Source organism: Bradyrhizobium sp. AUGA SZCCT0177 (genome assembly GCF_018130125.1).
Classification (GTDB): domain Bacteria; phylum Pseudomonadota; class Alphaproteobacteria; order Rhizobiales; family Xanthobacteraceae; genus Bradyrhizobium.
The window spans coordinates 41,518-56,486 of the sequence record NZ_JAFCMA010000029.1 but is presented as its reverse complement, the minus strand read 5'-3'; the positions used below and the strand labels follow the sequence as shown (position 1 = coordinate 56,486).

Annotated in this window: 17 protein-coding genes; 9 read left to right on the top strand and 8 right to left on the bottom strand. The window is 61.9% G+C overall.

All coding sequences use genetic code 11. From position 1 onward, the window contains the following. From JQ597_RS28725 to JQ597_RS28705, 5 genes are read right to left on the bottom strand one after another with little or no spacing between them, the layout of a single operon-like run. The gene (locus JQ597_RS28725; RefSeq protein ID WP_212268849.1) at positions 1 to 315 is read right to left on the bottom strand and encodes a non-heme iron oxygenase ferredoxin subunit; all 315 of its coding nucleotides are present in this window, start codon (positions 313 to 315) and stop codon (positions 1 to 3) included. An 8-nt stretch (positions 316 to 323) separates the two neighbouring features. Then, the gene (locus tag JQ597_RS28720) at positions 324 to 1,085 is read right to left on the bottom strand and encodes an SDR family oxidoreductase (RefSeq protein ID WP_212268848.1); all 762 of its coding nucleotides are present in this window, start codon (positions 1,083 to 1,085) and stop codon (positions 324 to 326) included. Between the two features lie 14 nt (positions 1,086 to 1,099). Beyond that, the gene (locus tag JQ597_RS28715) at positions 1,100 to 1,606 is read right to left on the bottom strand and encodes an aromatic-ring-hydroxylating dioxygenase subunit beta (RefSeq protein WP_212268847.1); all 507 of its coding nucleotides are present in this window, start codon (positions 1,604 to 1,606) and stop codon (positions 1,100 to 1,102) included. After that, on the bottom strand, positions 1,603 to 2,874 hold the full coding sequence (locus JQ597_RS28710) for an aromatic ring-hydroxylating oxygenase subunit alpha (RefSeq protein WP_212268846.1): 1,272 nt from the start codon (positions 2,872 to 2,874) through the stop codon (positions 1,603 to 1,605). The genes JQ597_RS28715 and JQ597_RS28710 overlap by 4 nt, the downstream gene beginning before the upstream one ends. A gap of 31 nt (positions 2,875 to 2,905) precedes the next feature. Continuing rightward, complete coding sequence (locus tag JQ597_RS28705) at positions 2,906 to 4,093, bottom strand: NAD(P)/FAD-dependent oxidoreductase (protein ID WP_212268845.1); 1,188 nt, start codon at positions 4,091 to 4,093, stop codon at positions 2,906 to 2,908. A gap of 238 nt (positions 4,094 to 4,331) precedes the next feature. Here JQ597_RS28705 and JQ597_RS28700 point away from each other — a divergent pair, with 238 nt between their 5' ends. From JQ597_RS28700 to JQ597_RS28690, 3 genes are all read left to right on the top strand, one after another. Further along, positions 4,332 to 5,327 carry an amidohydrolase family protein gene (locus JQ597_RS28700; protein WP_212268844.1) on the top strand — a complete coding sequence of 332 codons (996 nt, stop codon included), beginning with the start codon at positions 4,332 to 4,334 and terminating at the stop codon, positions 5,325 to 5,327. 104 nt (positions 5,328 to 5,431) lie between these two features. Further along, positions 5,432 to 5,830: a hypothetical protein gene (locus JQ597_RS28695; protein ID WP_212268843.1), complete on the top strand. Its 399-nt coding sequence runs from the start codon at positions 5,432 to 5,434 to the stop codon at positions 5,828 to 5,830. A gap of 149 nt (positions 5,831 to 5,979) precedes the next feature. Beyond that, positions 5,980 to 7,197: an ABC transporter substrate-binding protein gene (locus tag JQ597_RS28690; RefSeq protein ID WP_212268842.1), complete on the top strand. Its 1,218-nt coding sequence runs from the start codon at positions 5,980 to 5,982 to the stop codon at positions 7,195 to 7,197. Between the two features lie 25 nt (positions 7,198 to 7,222). Here JQ597_RS28690 and JQ597_RS28685 read toward each other — a convergent pair whose 3' ends face one another. Further along, entirely contained in the window at positions 7,223 to 8,233 is a 1,011-nt protein-coding gene (locus tag JQ597_RS28685) for an NADP-dependent oxidoreductase (protein WP_212268841.1), read from the bottom strand. On the opposite strand from JQ597_RS28685, the gene JQ597_RS28680 reads away from it, so the two are divergent. The 3 genes from JQ597_RS28680 to JQ597_RS28670 all read left to right on the top strand — a co-directional run bounded on the left by JQ597_RS28680 (position 8,232) and on the right by JQ597_RS28670 (position 10,393). Then, entirely contained in the window at positions 8,232 to 8,417 is a 186-nt protein-coding gene (locus JQ597_RS28680; RefSeq protein WP_212268840.1) for a hypothetical protein, read from the top strand. The genes JQ597_RS28685 and JQ597_RS28680 overlap by 2 nt on opposite strands. Continuing rightward, positions 8,414 to 9,385, top strand: coding sequence for a Bug family tripartite tricarboxylate transporter substrate binding protein (locus JQ597_RS28675; protein WP_212268839.1), 972 nt, complete (start codon positions 8,414 to 8,416; stop codon positions 9,383 to 9,385). The genes JQ597_RS28680 and JQ597_RS28675 overlap by 4 nt, the downstream gene beginning before the upstream one ends. A gap of 105 nt (positions 9,386 to 9,490) precedes the next feature. Further along, positions 9,491 to 10,393: an SDR family oxidoreductase gene (locus tag JQ597_RS28670; protein WP_212268838.1), complete on the top strand. Its 903-nt coding sequence runs from the start codon at positions 9,491 to 9,493 to the stop codon at positions 10,391 to 10,393. Positions 10,394 to 10,452: 59 nt separating this feature from the next. Here JQ597_RS28670 and JQ597_RS28665 read toward each other — a convergent pair whose 3' ends face one another. After that, positions 10,453 to 10,971, bottom strand: a complete 519-nt coding sequence (locus tag JQ597_RS28665) for a MarR family winged helix-turn-helix transcriptional regulator (RefSeq protein ID WP_212268837.1) — start codon at positions 10,969 to 10,971, stop codon at positions 10,453 to 10,455. A gap of 304 nt (positions 10,972 to 11,275) precedes the next feature. Here JQ597_RS28665 and JQ597_RS28660 point away from each other — a divergent pair, with 304 nt between their 5' ends. Together JQ597_RS28660 and JQ597_RS28655 are read left to right on the top strand one after the other, a co-directional pair. Continuing rightward, positions 11,276 to 12,157, top strand: coding sequence for an SDR family oxidoreductase (locus JQ597_RS28660; RefSeq protein WP_212268836.1), 882 nt, complete (start codon positions 11,276 to 11,278; stop codon positions 12,155 to 12,157). Positions 12,158 to 12,242: 85 nt separating this feature from the next. Beyond that, positions 12,243 to 13,043 (top strand): enoyl-CoA hydratase/isomerase family protein, encoded by an 801-nt coding sequence (locus tag JQ597_RS28655; RefSeq protein WP_212268835.1) that lies wholly within the window; start codon positions 12,243 to 12,245, stop codon positions 13,041 to 13,043. A 3-nt stretch (positions 13,044 to 13,046) separates the two neighbouring features. On the opposite strand, the gene JQ597_RS28650 is transcribed toward JQ597_RS28655, so the two are convergent. Beyond that, on the bottom strand, positions 13,047 to 13,850 hold the full coding sequence (locus tag JQ597_RS28650) for an enoyl-CoA hydratase/isomerase family protein (protein ID WP_212268834.1): 804 nt from the start codon (positions 13,848 to 13,850) through the stop codon (positions 13,047 to 13,049). Between the two features lie 222 nt (positions 13,851 to 14,072). Between JQ597_RS28650 and JQ597_RS28645 the strand changes: the two genes are divergently transcribed. Then, the gene (locus JQ597_RS28645; protein ID WP_212268833.1) at positions 14,073 to 14,942 is read left to right on the top strand and encodes an SDR family oxidoreductase; all 870 of its coding nucleotides are present in this window, start codon (positions 14,073 to 14,075) and stop codon (positions 14,940 to 14,942) included. The last annotated feature ends 27 nt before the right edge of the window (positions 14,943 to 14,969 follow it).

Genomic DNA, 14,969 nt, shown 5'->3' with positions numbered 1-14,969 from the left:
CTAGACCTCGATCTGAACGTTGCCGTCAACGATGGTGACGGGGTAGGTTTTCAATGCAATTTCGCAGGGCATGCCGGTCGGCTCGCCGGTGGTCACGTCGAACGTGCCGAAGTGGAACGTGCACTCCACGGTTTTGCCGGTAATGATGCCTTCTTCCGCTAGCGATGCCTCTCCGTGAGTACACATGTCGGCGGTGGCGTAGATCGCGCCGTCGACCCGGTAGAGCGCCACGTTGGAGCCATCGGGCAGCGGCGCCTGCTTGATTTCGCCTTCGACCACTTCATTGGCCGCGCAGAGGACGAGTGTTTCAGCCATATCAAGACCTAGAGCATGGTGCTGCCGCCGTTGACGCTGATGACCTGTCCGGTCACGAACGATGCTTCGGCGGAAGCGAGATAGGAAACCATCGAGGCGACTTCCTCCATTTCGGCCGGACGACCCATGGGAATGACGCTGACGAATTTGGCGGCGAGCGCGGGGTTGCTCTTGGTGATCGCCACCATCTGCGGCGTGTTCACCGCGCAGGGGGCGACCGTATTGACCGTGATGCCGTCCTTGGCGAATTCCCGTGCCATGCCTGTCGTGAGGCCGTGAACGCCGCCCTTGGCGGCGTTATAGGCAGCATGATCCCACAGGCCGTTGCGGACTGAATCGGCGCCAAGGTTGATAATGCGGCCATAAGCCTGCGCGCGCATCCTGGGGACCGCGTACCAGGAGCACCACAGCACGGTCCAGAGATTGCGATCGATGGTGGTCTTCAGGGTTTCCGGCGTTTGCTCGGCGAACGCCTTGATGATGCCGCCGCCGGCATTGTTGATGAGGATGTCGAGCCGGCCGAAGCGCTCACTCGCGAGATTGATGGTCTTCTCCGCCGTGCCCTGATCGGAGAGATCGCCGGCATGGCTGGTGACCTCGGCGCCGAACTCCTTGCTGAGATGTGCGGCAGCCTGTTTCAACCCGGCCTCGTCGAGGTCGGCAAGCACGAGCTTGGCGCCGTCCCGCGCCAACCGCTCGGCGATCGCAAGGCCGATGCCCTTGGCCGCGCCGGTGACGATGGCAACATTATCCCTGAGCTTCTTGTCCATTACCTGCCTTGCTTTCACAGAATGATGCTGACGCGGCCCTGGGCGCGGAGGCCTTCGCTGTCGAGAAGGCAGCGCTTTTCCTTGATCCGGAACGTGCCCTTGCCGGGGACGAGACGATAACGGTTGCTGCCGAAATAGGTGTCCGTCACGCCGTCCTTGGTGCGATAGGTGATAAAGGCCGAACTCACCTCGATATCGTCGCCGATATGCTTTCTGATGCGGACGTTGCTGACGAGGTGTCGCGTCCTCGAATGCGGGAACTCGGCATGCGCGGTTCGTTTCATCAAGCGCTTGACCCGCTCGCTGAGCCGGAAGCGGTCGTCGGCGACATAGAACAGGTTGTTGTCGGGCGAAGCGTCGACGGCGAGGTCGGTCGCCGGGACGTAATAAATCGCGTCATCGGTGAACAGCTCCAGCCATTCCGGCAGCCGCCATTCATCCAGCAGTTCAGCTTCGGCGAACAGGAAATCCTCGACGTCGGTGCGGGCTATGGTTTGCATCGCGGTTACTCCGTCGCTCATGCCGGCACCCTGAAAATATGTTCGTTCCAGTTCGACCAGAACGCGCGCATCTGCAATTCGTCGTCGTAGGACGGATTTTCCTTGCCCATGCCTTTCGAAATGTCGTTCCACTGCGCCTCGGCGGAGTTGCGAAAGCCGCGCTGGCATTGTTCGAGCGCCTCGACGTCGTCAGGCGTTGCAAAGCCGCCGGGCCCGAGAAATTCGAGGAAGTTGAACAGCCGGTATTTCCGCGCCCATTCGGTCTCTTCCTTGGGGGCTAGCGCCCAGGCGCTGATGTTCATGAAGTCGGGCGCGGCGGGATAGTAGGTTCGCACCGTCACCGCCATGATGTCGTTGATCACCAGGTTTGGAAAGATAAACAGATTGCGGTTGAAGGTGGCGATGCGATCGGCGCGTTCCTTGCCGAACCGCTTCACCAGGCCATCATAAAGACGAGTAAGCTCGCGTTTTCCTTCTTCGCCCCATGAGGGGATCCATTGCGCAACGGGACGGCCCCATGGCGCCTTGTATTCGAGCACGGCATGGCCTTTGCCGAGATCGCGCGCAGACCCCTCAAAGGCGACCTGAGCCAGCGCGCCGGTCGCCGACTTCAGGTAGTCCAGATAGGTCGCATGCGTCGTCAACGCGTGGTAACCGTCGATGCTGTTCTCGGTCAGCAGCTTCCAGTTCGCCCGCATCGAATATTCCTGAGTGCCGCCGACGATGGTCATTCCCATCTCGGCCTGGTCGCAGATCACATCGAGATATTCCTTCACCGGACCGAGATAGTCCGAAAGGCTTTCGACGCCCTTGTCGAAGCAGATGAAATTGAGATCGCGGTAGCTCTCGAACCGCGCCACCTGCTGCATATTGGAGGTCGAGCGCTCCTTGAAATCCTCGGCGTAGGAGGATTCGCCAGGCTGGCTGCGCAGCGTTCCATCCAGCCCAAATACCCAGCCGTGATAGAAGCATTGGAAGGATTTGGCGCTGCCGTGCTTTTCGCGGCAGACCTGCGCGCCGCGGTGCGGGCAGGTGTTGAGCATCGCCTTGAGATTGCCCTTGCCATCGCGCGCGAACAGAATGTTCCGCCCCCCGACCGAACGCGTGACAAAGTCCCCCGGCTTGGCGAGTTCGGAACTATGGCCGAGGTAGAGCCAGCATTTGTCGAAGATCTGCGCCCGCTCGGCCTCCAGAATATCGGGATCGACAAAGGCCCGGCGCGAAACCTTGAATATCTTCTTGCCTTCATCGATCATGAGCGCGGTATTCATCCGTTGGAACGCGTTCATTGCTGTTTCTCCCTGGAAAGTTCTTTTCTTTTCATTTCAAGGCGGCCCGCAAATCGTAGGCGGGCGATTCAAGATCGGCACGTGACGGCTTGGTGTTCGCCGCGATCACGCGCTTGAGCATCGCCATCTCCTTGGCGGCATTAACCGACAACGCGCCGACCACTTCCGAGCCGCGCATCGCTACAACCGAGAATTTCCCAGAACGTTCATCGCCGCGGACGATGTGGTCGCTGTCGAGCATGTCGCCGGCGACCTGGATGTTCAGGTCATATTGGTCGGTCCAGAACCAGGGCGGGTCGCTGTACTCTCTGGCCTCGCCGATCATGTTCGCCGCGACCGAAATCGCCTGGTTCTGCGCGTTGGCCCAGGTCTCGACCCGGATCGCGCGGCCGTGACAGCGGCTCCATTGCAGAGCGGCATCGCCGGCGCAGAACACGCCTGACGCCGCGGTGCGGCCGCAGGCATCGACGGCGATCCCATCCGCCGTTGGCAGGCCAAGCCGTTCGGCGACCGTCGGCACCGGTTCAACGCCAATGCCGATCAGCACCAGATCCGCCTCGACCCCTTCGCCATTGCTGAGCTGAATGCCTTCAGGCGTACTTCCGGTGACGGTCGCGCCAAAGATGAAGTTGACTCCATGGCTGCGATGCTTGGCGGCGACGATGTCGCTGACGAGCGACGGGAATGCCCGGGCCAGCAAGCGCGGCTCGCTCTCGATCACCGTAACGCGACATCCGTTCTTTGCGGCTGCGCAGGCCGCCTCGAGCCCGATCACGCCGCCGCCGACGATCGCGATCCGGGATTGATGCTGAACGGATTTGCGAAAGCGCAGCGCATCCTCGACGTTGCGCAGGTACTGAATTTCAAGGCCCGGCTGTTCCAGCGCAGCAAGCCGGCGAGGCCGCGTTCCGGTCGCGATCAGCAGGCGATCATAGGCGAACGAACGGCCATCGGCTGTGGTAACCGTGCGGCGGTCGGCGTCGCAATCAGTCACTGCCGCGCCGGTTTCGAGCCGAACGTTCAGGACGTCGCTCCAATCCCGGGCCTGCTTGATGTAGGCTACCGGCGCGTCCGGGCTGAAGAGCATCGCTTTGGACAATTGCGGCCGCTCGTACGGCGGATGGGGCTCTTCGCCGAGGATGGTGATGGCGCCCTGAAAGCCGCGGGCGCGCAACGCTTCCGCCGCACGGCCGCCGGCCTGGCCTGCTCCTGCAATCACGATGTTTTCGACTGGCGCCGTCAATTTTCCGCTTTCACTCCCTGACGCGATCTTGATCGTCGCGTCCTTTCCGCAAGTCGGTTGAGCGGAGGTCCGCAAAACCCTGCAATTCGTTTCTTTGATTGCATCCATATTAAAAACAGTCCAACCTGCTTGTAAAGTAGCATCGCAGGTTCCGCCCGGAGAATGTGGGCGGGGAACACTGGTGCGGTGCATAACAATATCGAGGAAGCGCGTTGTGGCCGAGGCCATCGATACCCATACCCATTTCGTTCCCGGCAGCATTCCGCAGCAAGCCGGGCGCAATCCGCTTTGGCCGTCGATCGAACGCAAGGGGGCGGATAGCGCCGCGGTGATGGTCGGCGGCAAGGTGTTCCGCGTCATCGATTCCCGAAGCTGGGACGCCAGGCGCCGCATCGACGACATGGCAGCCGACGATGTCGACGTGCAGGTCGTCTCGCCGATGCCGGAACTGCTGTCGCACTGGTTTCCGGCCGCGGATGCCGACGCGCTGTGCCGGCATATCAATGCGGGTATCGCCGAACTCTGCAATGCGAACCCCGGGCAATTCATCGGCATCGGCATGGCGCCGATGCAGGATGCGTCTCTCGCCGTCAAGCGGTTGGACGAGATCAAATCGCTTGGCCTGCGCGGAATCGAGATTGGCAGCCACATCAACGGTATTCCGCTCGGCGATATCAGGCTGCACGATATCTATGCCGCGGCCGAACAGGCGGGCTTGATGGTGATGGTCCATCCGCTGCATCCGCTCGGTCTCGACCGCATGGGCGGTCGGCCCGAGCTGGCGGCGGTTGCGGCATTTCCGCTCGAAACCGCGTTTGCCGCGGTGTCGCTGATGACCAACGGTGTGACTGAGCGTTTCCCAAATCTGCGGATCCTGCTCAGCCATGGCGGCGGCGCACTGCCCTGGATCCTGCCGCGACTGCGGCACGCCCGGAGCATCGGACCGCCCTTGGACAGCCTGTTTCCGCGCGATCCCGGCGAGATGGTGAAGTCGTTCTTTTACGACACCATCCTCTATGACGATGTCGCGCTGGACTATCTGGTGACCAAGGTCGGCAAGGACCGCATTGTGGCTGGGTCGGACTATCCGTTCACGATCAAGCAGGATCGGCCGGCGGAGTTTGCCGAGCGGGCGCTGGGCCTCGCGCGTGAAACGTTTATGAGCAATGCGAAGGGCTTGTTGGGTCTCGACATCAGGGCCCCAGCTTGAAGCAAACCTGAAGGGAGGCTGTTCTGGCTACCTGTTATTCCTATCGTCAATTCTGTTCGCTTGGGCTTCTCCCACCGCGTACGCCGGCAAGGCCGGACCCGCAGGTGCCGCGCGACCGCGCATTGGGACCGTGCGCGCATGGCAAAATCGGTGCATTTTATTTCTATGCGGAGGGCTCGCGCGACGATCCCGCGTTCGGCTTTTGCGACATCGAGGTTTCGATCCAGGTGGTAGCGACCGGGAAGGTGCGGCTCGAACTCTATTGCATCGCCGACGGCTACCAGACCGCGCGCGGTGTCGGCGCCAGCCATCCGCTCAAGATCGCGGTGATGGCAAAGGACCGGGTGGTGGCCGTGGCGGGCTGGCATTTCGCCGACGTGATATGCGGCCACGCCGATCCCATGAACTTCGCAACCGATCTTGATATCGCGGATGAATTGTTCGCGCAGATCGACCGGATTGAACTGCAGGAAACCAAAGGCGAATCCAGGGCGTGCGAGTAGAAGGGTAGGCCGTGCTGATGCGTGCCGACGACGCTACCTGCGGGCCCACGACAAAAGAAACCGGCCAACTTGCTTGTAAGCCAAAAATTAGTATGCTAGTGTACCGTTAAATCGAGATCCGTTCAAGCGGGCTTAACGGGGAGGGAAGCATGATCCGGAAATTTGGATGGACGGCCGCGGTTGCCATGATGGCCGTTGCAACGATCGGTGACCTGTCGGCCGCCGAGAAGAAATACGGGCCCGGCGTCACCGACACCGAGATCAAGCTCGGTCAGACGGTTCCCTATAGCGGGCCGGCGTCGGCGTTCTCCAGCTACGGCCGGGTGATGACCGGCTATTTCAAGATGGTCAACGAGGCCGGCGGCATCAACGGCCGCAAGATCAACATGATCTCGCTCGATAACGCCTTCAGTCCGCCGAAGGCAATCGAACAGACCCGAAAGCTGGTCGAGAATGACGAGGTGCTGGCCGATGTCGGTACCGTCGGCACGACGCCGAATGTCGCGATCCAGAAATATCTGAACGGCGCCAAGGTGCCGCACATCTTCGTGTCTGCCGGTGGCCGGCGTTTCGCCGACCCGCAGAACTTCCCCTGGACCGTGCCGATGTATCCGGGCTTCGAGATGGAGGGAAAAACGTTCGGGCAGTACATCCTGAAGCACAAGCCGGCCGCCAAAATCGGCGTGCTCTATCAGAACGATGATTACGGCAAGGACTTTCTGGTCGGCCTGAAGGCTGCGCTCGGCGACAAGATCAAGATCGTTGCCGAAGTGACCTATGAAATAACCGAGCCGACCATCGACTCCCAGATCGTTCGTCTGAAGGATTCCGGATCCGACACGTTGCTGTACTTCTCGACGCCAAAATTCACCGCGCAAGGACTGCGCAAGGTGAAGGAGACGGGCTGGACGCCGCTGCAGTTCCTTGCCAGCCCGACCAATTCGGTCAAGACGGTGCTGGAGCCGGCCGGATTCGACAACGCGCAAGGCATCATCACGACGCAATTCACCAAGCAGGCTGGTGATCCGGCCTGGGCCGATGACCCCGAGGTGAAGGAGTATGTGGAGTTCATGAAGAAGTGGGTGCCGAACGACAATCCCGGCGATTTCGTCGCCCTGTCGGGCTATGTCAACGTGCAGGGCATCGTCCAGGCGATTACGAAGTGCGGGGACGACCTGACGCGGGAGAATCTCCTGAAGCAGGCGACCAACATGAAGGGCACGCGCCTCAAGATGATGCTGCCCGGAATCCAGCTCAACACCACGCCGCAGGACTATGCTCCCTATGAATCGCTGCGCATGGCAAAGTTCGAAGGCTCTTCGTGGAAGCTGATCGACGAGGCTGCAACGTCGGCCTCGGCCAAATAGCGGCATTGGTCCGGAGTACCGGCCGTCACCTGATCCTGATCAGCCGCTTGCCGGTGTTCTCACCGCGATAGAGTCCGGCGATCGCTCCCGGCGCGTGTTCGATGCCTTCGAGCACGTCTTCGGAATAGCGCAGTCGTCCATCGCGGATCCACTGGGCCAGACGGGTGACGGCCTCTTCGAACCGGGGCGCGTAGTCGAAGATGACGAAACCCTGCATGCGTGCGCGTTTGACCAGCAAATGGCGCTCGGTGCGCGGACCGTTGGGCCACGGATTCCAGCTCGACACCGACGCGGTACCGCAAATCACCACGCGGGCACCGACGGCGAGATGGCGAAGCACAATGTCGCTGATAGCGCCACCGGTGTTGTCGAAATAGAGGTCGACACCCCTTGGGCAGGCCGTGGCAAGCGCGGTCTCCAGACTGTCGCTCTTGTAATCGATCGCCACGTCGTAGCCGAACAGTTCACGACACTGGGCGACCTTGGCCGGCCCGCCGGCAATCCCGACCGTCCGGCAACCCGACAGTTTTGCGATCTGGCCGACCGCTGACCCCACCGCGCCGGCCGCGGTCGACACCACAACGGTGTCGCCGGGGCGCGGCTGGCCAACGTCCAGCAGCCCGAAATAAGCAGTGATCCCGTTGAGACCGGTGACGCCGAGCGAGAGCGAAAGCGGCAGTCCGTCTTCCCCGATCTTTCGCGTGACGGCGGCAGGTCCGACGACGGCGAACTCCTGCCATCCGAACATGCCCATCACCTTGTCGCCCGGCTTGAAGTCGGGATGTGCCGATTGCAGCACCTCGCCGGCGGCGAATGAGCGCATCACTTCGCCGATGCGCACCGGCTCCGAATAATTGGCGACATTGCTAACCCAGCCGCGCATGGCGGGTTCGACCGAAAGATAAAGGTTCTGCACCAGGATTTGCCCGTCCCGCAGATCGGGAACGTCGGACTCGATGATTTCGAAATTGTCGGCCTGGGGAATATCGGCCGGCCGGGATTTCAGGATGACCTGACGATTGCGATTGTTGTTCATGGCCAACGGTTCCTGTTGGGAGGATGCGGTGCTCGAACGCGACAAGCTGATTGGTCCCACCGATCCGCTTGCATTAGTCCGCAAAGATAGTACGTATGTGTACTATATCGGACAAGGCCCATATGTCGAGGTCGATCCGGAAGGCGATGCCGCCCAAACGCCAACAGGGGAGAGATCAGCTTGAGGGCCAATTTCGCGCGGGCTATCGCTGTCGTCGTACTTCTCCCGGCCGCTTGCTTCCCGGCGGCTGCTGCGGAACCCTATCCCTCGCAGCGTCTCACCCTGATCGTTCCATTCCCGCCCGGCAGCGCGACCGACAGCGTAACGCGGCATCTGGCCGAAAGCATTCGTGCAACGACCAACGCTACCGTTGTGGTCGAGAACAAGCCCGGCGCCGACGGCAATCTTGCGGCGCTCGCGGTCCTGAAGGCGGAGCCCGACGGCTATACGGCATTTGTGACGACGAATTCGACGCAGGCGGCGAACATCAGCCTGTTCAATTCGCTGCCCTACGATCCCAAAGCGGACTTCGCACCGGTCGCCGGCATCATGACAATACCGATGATGCTGACGGTAAGGGCTGATTTTCCGGCCAGGACCGTTACCGAATTCGTCGCGCTGGCGAAGCAGCGCGAAAAACCCTTGTCCTTTGGCAGCGGCAATACATCGAGCAGGGGCGCGGCCGAGCTATTCAGGTTTCGCCAGGCCATCGAAATGCAGCACGTGCCGTATCGCGGCATGCCGCAGGCCTTGACGGACGTGATGGGCGGGCAGATCGATTGTGTCTTCGCTGATCCCGCGAGCGCGCAAGGCCTGGTCCAGGACGGCAAACTGCGGGCTTTGGCCGTGACCAGTGCGAAGCGGCTGGAGACGATGCCGGAGCTACCCACCATCGCGGAAAGCGGATTGCCGGGTTACGAATTGACGGCCTGGGTTGGCGTCTTCGTCCGGGCAAAGACGCCAACCGAAATCATCGCAAGGCTCAACACGCTGGTCACCGGCTTCGTCAACAGCGCTGAGGCGAAAAAGTACCTGACCACGATTGGTGCTGCGCCATTTTCCTCGACGCCGCAGGAGCTCGGGGCCTTTCAGGAGGCGGATACCAGGCGCTGGGCCGAGATCGTCGCGACCGCGAAGATCGAAAAGAAGTGAACGGCGCTCTGCTGTTCGTCGACGTGCGCAAATGGCGCTGCGGCGATGGCGAGTTTGCCCTGAGTGTATGTGTCAGTGAAACGAAACGATCCAGGAACAATGAAAATGGGAAATCTGTGTGCGGGACGTGTTGCGATCGTGACAGGTGCGGGCCGCGGCCTCGGGCGCGAATACGCGCTGATGCTGGCCGAGCAGGGAGCGAAGGTCGTCGTCAACGATCTCGGCGCCACCGCGGCCGGTGAGGGCGCCGATCTGACGCCGGCGCAGTCGGTGGTCGAAGCGATCAGAGATGCCGGCGGCGAGGCGATCGTGAACGGCAACGACGTCAGCGACTGGGGCGGCGCGAAGGCGCTGATCGACGAAGCGGTTGGGGCATTCGGGCGCCTCGACGTCCTGATCAACAATGCCGGTATCCTGCGGGACCGCATGATGGTCAACATGACGGAGCAGGAATGGGACAGCGTCATCAAGGTGCATTTGAAGGGGACGTTCGCGCCTTCGCACCATGCGGCACAATATTGGCGGCAGGAAGCCAAGCGGCGCGGTTCCCCGGTGGGCGCGCGGTTGATCAATACGTCTTCCGCCTCAGGCCTGTTCGGCAATGTCGGCCAGACCAATTACGGGGCGGCGAAGGCGGGCATCGCCGCCTTCACCATCATCAGCGCGACCGAACTCCGGCAGTATGGAATAACCGTCAACGCTATCGCGCCGCGCGCGCAGACCCGGATGACGGAAGGATTGAGGGAGCGCACCGAGGAAGACATCAAGCGGCGCAATCCGCGCTGGGTCGCGCCGATCGTCGTCTGGCTGGCCAGCGAGGAAGCCCGCGACGTCACGGGCCGCGTGTTCGAAGCGGGCGATGGCATTCTCAAAATTGCCGAAGGCTGGCACGCGGGGCCGGGGATAGAGCCGGTCGAGGATCCCAATGAGTTGGGTCCAAAGGTTGCGGAGTTGCTGAAGCAGGCACGCCCCAATGCCGATATTTGGGGGCGAGACATCGTGTCATAGAGCGCCACCGCATCGCTAACGATCGATGCGGTCTGCTCAGCACGTAAAGGGATGAGCGGCTATGCCGCTTTCCTGCTCTTCCGTGGTTTGCCCTTCTTGCCGACGTCTGCTTCGCTCTCATCCGGCAGGGCGCTTCCGTCGGACATCGCCAGCAGATTGTGCTTCATCGCCAGCAATGCGTCCGAAGCCGCCTCCAATGCCTGCCTGTCAATCCCGTTGGTCAGTTGGGCATTGAACTTGTCGGTCTCCTTGCGAAGTTTTTCCAGGAAGCCGCGCGCCTGCTTGGTGACAAAGACGCGCTTGACGCGGCGATCGACCGGGTCCGCCTGCCGAAGCACGAAGCCGGAAGACTCCAGACGATCGATCAGCGCTCCCACGCCGACCTTGCCGACGTCGAGCTCATTGGCTAGCTGAGTCTGCGGCAGTCCGTCTTTCCGCGAGATGAAGGCAAGCACCCACCATTGCGACCGCGTGATGCCGAGCGGCGCCAGGGCGCGGTCGAACATCATCCGGCGCAGCCGGGAAACGTCGTGGATGAGGTAGCCTAGTCGGAGATCCCAGTCGGGCCGGTCGACCATTCGATTTTTTCCTCGTCAGAAGCTGATACCGATCGCGTGTCCATCACCGGCGATTCAACTGATATCATACACAAGCGTATTTTAAAAGGAACGCGCCGCGGCGATCCCGTCCGGGGCGATTCATGGCCGTGCGTATCCCCAGGAATCGGCTCTATTTGCTGGGGATTAGGCCGGATCGAGCTCCCGGGGACATCCTTGAGTCGGGACGATCGCGATTTACAGATGAAGTACATTAGTGTATTAATTTGGCTTGGCGGCCTGGCTTGGCTGTAATGTAAGCTTCGAATAGCGGGATTTGCCGTTCATGTTCAGCCGTGACGTCCTCAAGGGAAAGCGCATCCTCGTGACCGGCGGCGGCACGGGGCTCGGCAAGGAGATTTCCTTGGGCTTTGCCGCGCATGGCGCGCATGTCTTCATCTGCGGCCGCCGGCCGGAAATTCTCGAGCAGGCGGCGGGCGAAATTCGTGCGCGATCGGGCGGGCAGGCCGAGGCGCTGGTCGCCAACGTTCGCGATCCCGACAGCATTGAAAAGATGATGGCGGAAATCTGGGCTACCGGACCTCTCACGGGCCTCGTGAACAACGCCGGCGCCAATTTCCTGGCGCCGACCGAGACGTTGTCGCCTCGCGGTTACGAGGCGATCAGGTCGACCATCATGGACGGCTCGTTTTACGCGGCGCAGGGCTGCGGAAGACGCTGGATTGCGGCGGGGCTTCCCGGCGTGATCATCAGCAATCTCGTCACCTGGGTCTGGACAGGATCGGCCTATGTGGTGCCGGCCGCGATGGCCAAGGCCGCCGTCCATGCGATGACGATGTCGCTCGCAGTCGAATGGGGACCGAAGGGCATCCGCGTCAACGCGGTCGCGCCCGGTCCGTTTCCGACCGAGAATGCCTGGGACAAGCTCAATCCGCTGGCGGAGACCGGCGTGGGGGCGACCCAGGCGGACGAGGTTCCACTGCGCCGGTTCGGCAAGATGGATGAGCTGCGCAACCTCATGATCTTCCTGATGTCGGATGGCTGCAGCTACATCACCGGCGACACCATCAGCATCGACGGCGGGCATCATCTGGCGGCGCCAAGCACGTTTGCCGGGCTCTCAAAACTTTCGCCTGACGATTGGCAGCGGGCGCGCGAGGCCATTCAAGCCTCCACGCGCAAGGAAAAGGAAGGCCGGTCAGCCTGACGCCAGGCCGGCGACGAAAAGCCGGTCCATGCTGGCCGCCTCGAACGCATTTCCAAGAAGGTCCGAATGCCCTGGGAGAGACGCAATGGGTCTGGCAATCGCTACCACCAGCTTCGAATGCACGATCGACGGTGGCCTCGCGCATATCGTTCTCAATCAGCCCGAGCGGGGCAACCCGATCGACGGCGACTTCTGCCGCGAGTTCGGCCTTTGCATGGCAGAATTGAGCGAGCGCGACGATGTGCGGTCCGTGCTGATCTCCGCACGCGGAAGGCTGTTCAGTGTCGGCGGCGATCTCGCAGCGCTCGCCTCCCGTGGCGCCGCGTTGCCCGTGACCATCAAGTCTTGGACAGCCGATTTGCATGCCGCCATCGTGCGGATGGTCCGCATGCGTGCGCCGGTCGTCGTGGCCGTGCAAGGCAACGTCGCGGGCGGAAGCGTTTCGCTGATGGCCGCGGGCGATCTGGTGGTGATCGGCAAATCGGCGCGCATTTCATCCGCATTCGCCAGGATCGGCTTCACGCCGGACAGCGGCTCGACGACAACCGTGACGCGGCGCATCGGGGTCGCCCGTGCCCGGCGGTTTTTCCTGCTGGCGGAGACGATGGACGCCGACGCCGCGCTGGCGACGGGGCTGGTCGACTATGTCGTGAACGACGACGCGGTTGTCGCCGAGGCCGAGAAGATCGCGCGCGATCTGGCTTTGGGTCCCACCGAAGCCTATGGCGGGATCAAGCGCCTGTTCCTGCAGACGCTCAACCGTTCCATCGAGAGCCAGATGGAAGATGAGGCACAAACGCTCGCAGCGATCTCGCGAACGGCGGATGCCCAGGAGGGGATAAAAGCCTTCAGGGAGAAGCGCAAACCGACATTTGCGGGAAGATAGGTTCTATTGATCCCTGTAGGTCGGGTCGCGCTTCTCTCGAATTGCCGCGACAGCCTCCTGGTGGTCGCTGGTTTCAAGCAGCATCACCTGCTGGCGGTCCTCGATCATCAGCGCGGCATCGATGCCGGGAGCGTCGATCAGCGCGTTCAGCGTTTGCTTGGTCATGCGCAAGCCCATTGGCGAGGCGCGGGCCATTTCAGCAGCGAAAGCAAGGCCGGTCTCGAGCAATTTGTCGTCGTCAACGACGTCGCTGACGAGTCCTACCGCCTTGGCCCGGTCTGCACCCAGAAACCGCCCGGTCAGCAACAATTCCGACGCCACCGAAAGACCGATCAGCCGCGGCAGCAGATAGCCGGACCCCATGTCGCAGCCGCCGACGCCGACGCGTATGTAGGCGGCGTTCATCCGCGCCGCCGGCGTCGCGAAGCGAACATCGGAGGCCAGCAGCAAGGAAAACCCGGCGCCGCATGCCGCTCCCTGAACAAGTGCGACGATCGGCTGCGGGCAACTTCGCATCAGGCGGATGATCCGCGAATAGCGCTGCTGCATGTCCAGCTGCCGCTGCGGACGCCCCGCGCCGGGCGCTGCGAACGCATCGGATCCGAGTTCGGCCCCGGCGCAAAACGCCCGCCCATTGCCGCGGAAGATGACGATGCGCGTGGTCAGGCGTTCGTGCAGACCCGAAAAGTAGGCGATCAGCTCGTCGGCCATCGCTGGTGTCACCGCATTGAGCGCATCCGGCCGATTGAGGGAGAGGATTTCAATGGTGTCGCGCGCTTCGACGGTGATGGTCGTGAATTTGTCCATGTCGTGCGTTTCCAAGGGCATCATTCGGCGCCGGGACAACACAATGTCACGGGGCGATGTGGATGGCCATAAGCGGCCGGTTGTTCCAATCGTTCGGCCTCCGGCCTTGTGGCGAGGCCCGCCGCAAAGCGCTTGCGAAACAGAGTACACCATATCATAATATAGTGTACTAATTCTGGCAATGCGGCGTGACCCGCCAGTCCGTCACTCTCGGAGAGCACGATGCCGTATCAATCGGTTTTCAGGTCCGATCTGTTCAAGGGCAAGACGATTATCGTCACCGGTGGCGGCAGCGGTATCGGCCGTTGCACCGCACACGAACTGGTTGCTCTCGGTGCCAATGTCGCGATCCTCGGCCGCACTGCCGAAAAGCTGGCGGAGGTGAGGGCGGAGATTGAAGAGGATGGCGGACGGGTCCTCACCCATGTTTGCGATATCCGCGACGAAACGATGGTAATCGCTGCGATCGACGCGGTGCTCGGCACTTATGGCCGCATCGACGGGCTGGTGAACAATGCCGGGGGTCAATATCGCGCGCCGATGAAAACCATCTCGACCAAGGGCTTTGAGGCCGTGGTCCGCAGCAATTTGACCGGTGGCTTCATTTTCATGCGCGAGGTCTACAACCGCTGGATGGAGGCCAATGGCGGGGCCATCGTCAACATCATTGCCGACATCTGGCATGGCTGGCCCGAGTTCGCCCACTCCGGTGCGGCGCGCGGCGGAATGCTGACGCTCACCGAAACCGCGGCGTGCGAATGGTCCGCTTCCGGGGTTCGCGTCAATGCGGTCGCGCCGGGAGGCATCGTGTCCAGCGGGTTTGATACCTACACGCCGGAAATGCAAAAGAAGCTGCATGATTTCACGGCCGGTGTGCCGCTGCAGCGGTTCGGCACCGAGGCCGAAATCTCGGCCGCGATTGTGTATCTGTTGTCGCCGGCTGCCGCCTACGTCACCGGTTCCTGCATTCGGGTCGATGGCGGCACACCGAATGCGCGGACCACGTGGAAGCTCGAACCGCACAATCGTAGCGCGCCCTTTGAAGGCTTTCATCGCTCCAGGCTTCCGGAGGCGTTGAAGAAAGCGCCCTGACTCCTGTCGGGCAGCGTCAATAAGAAA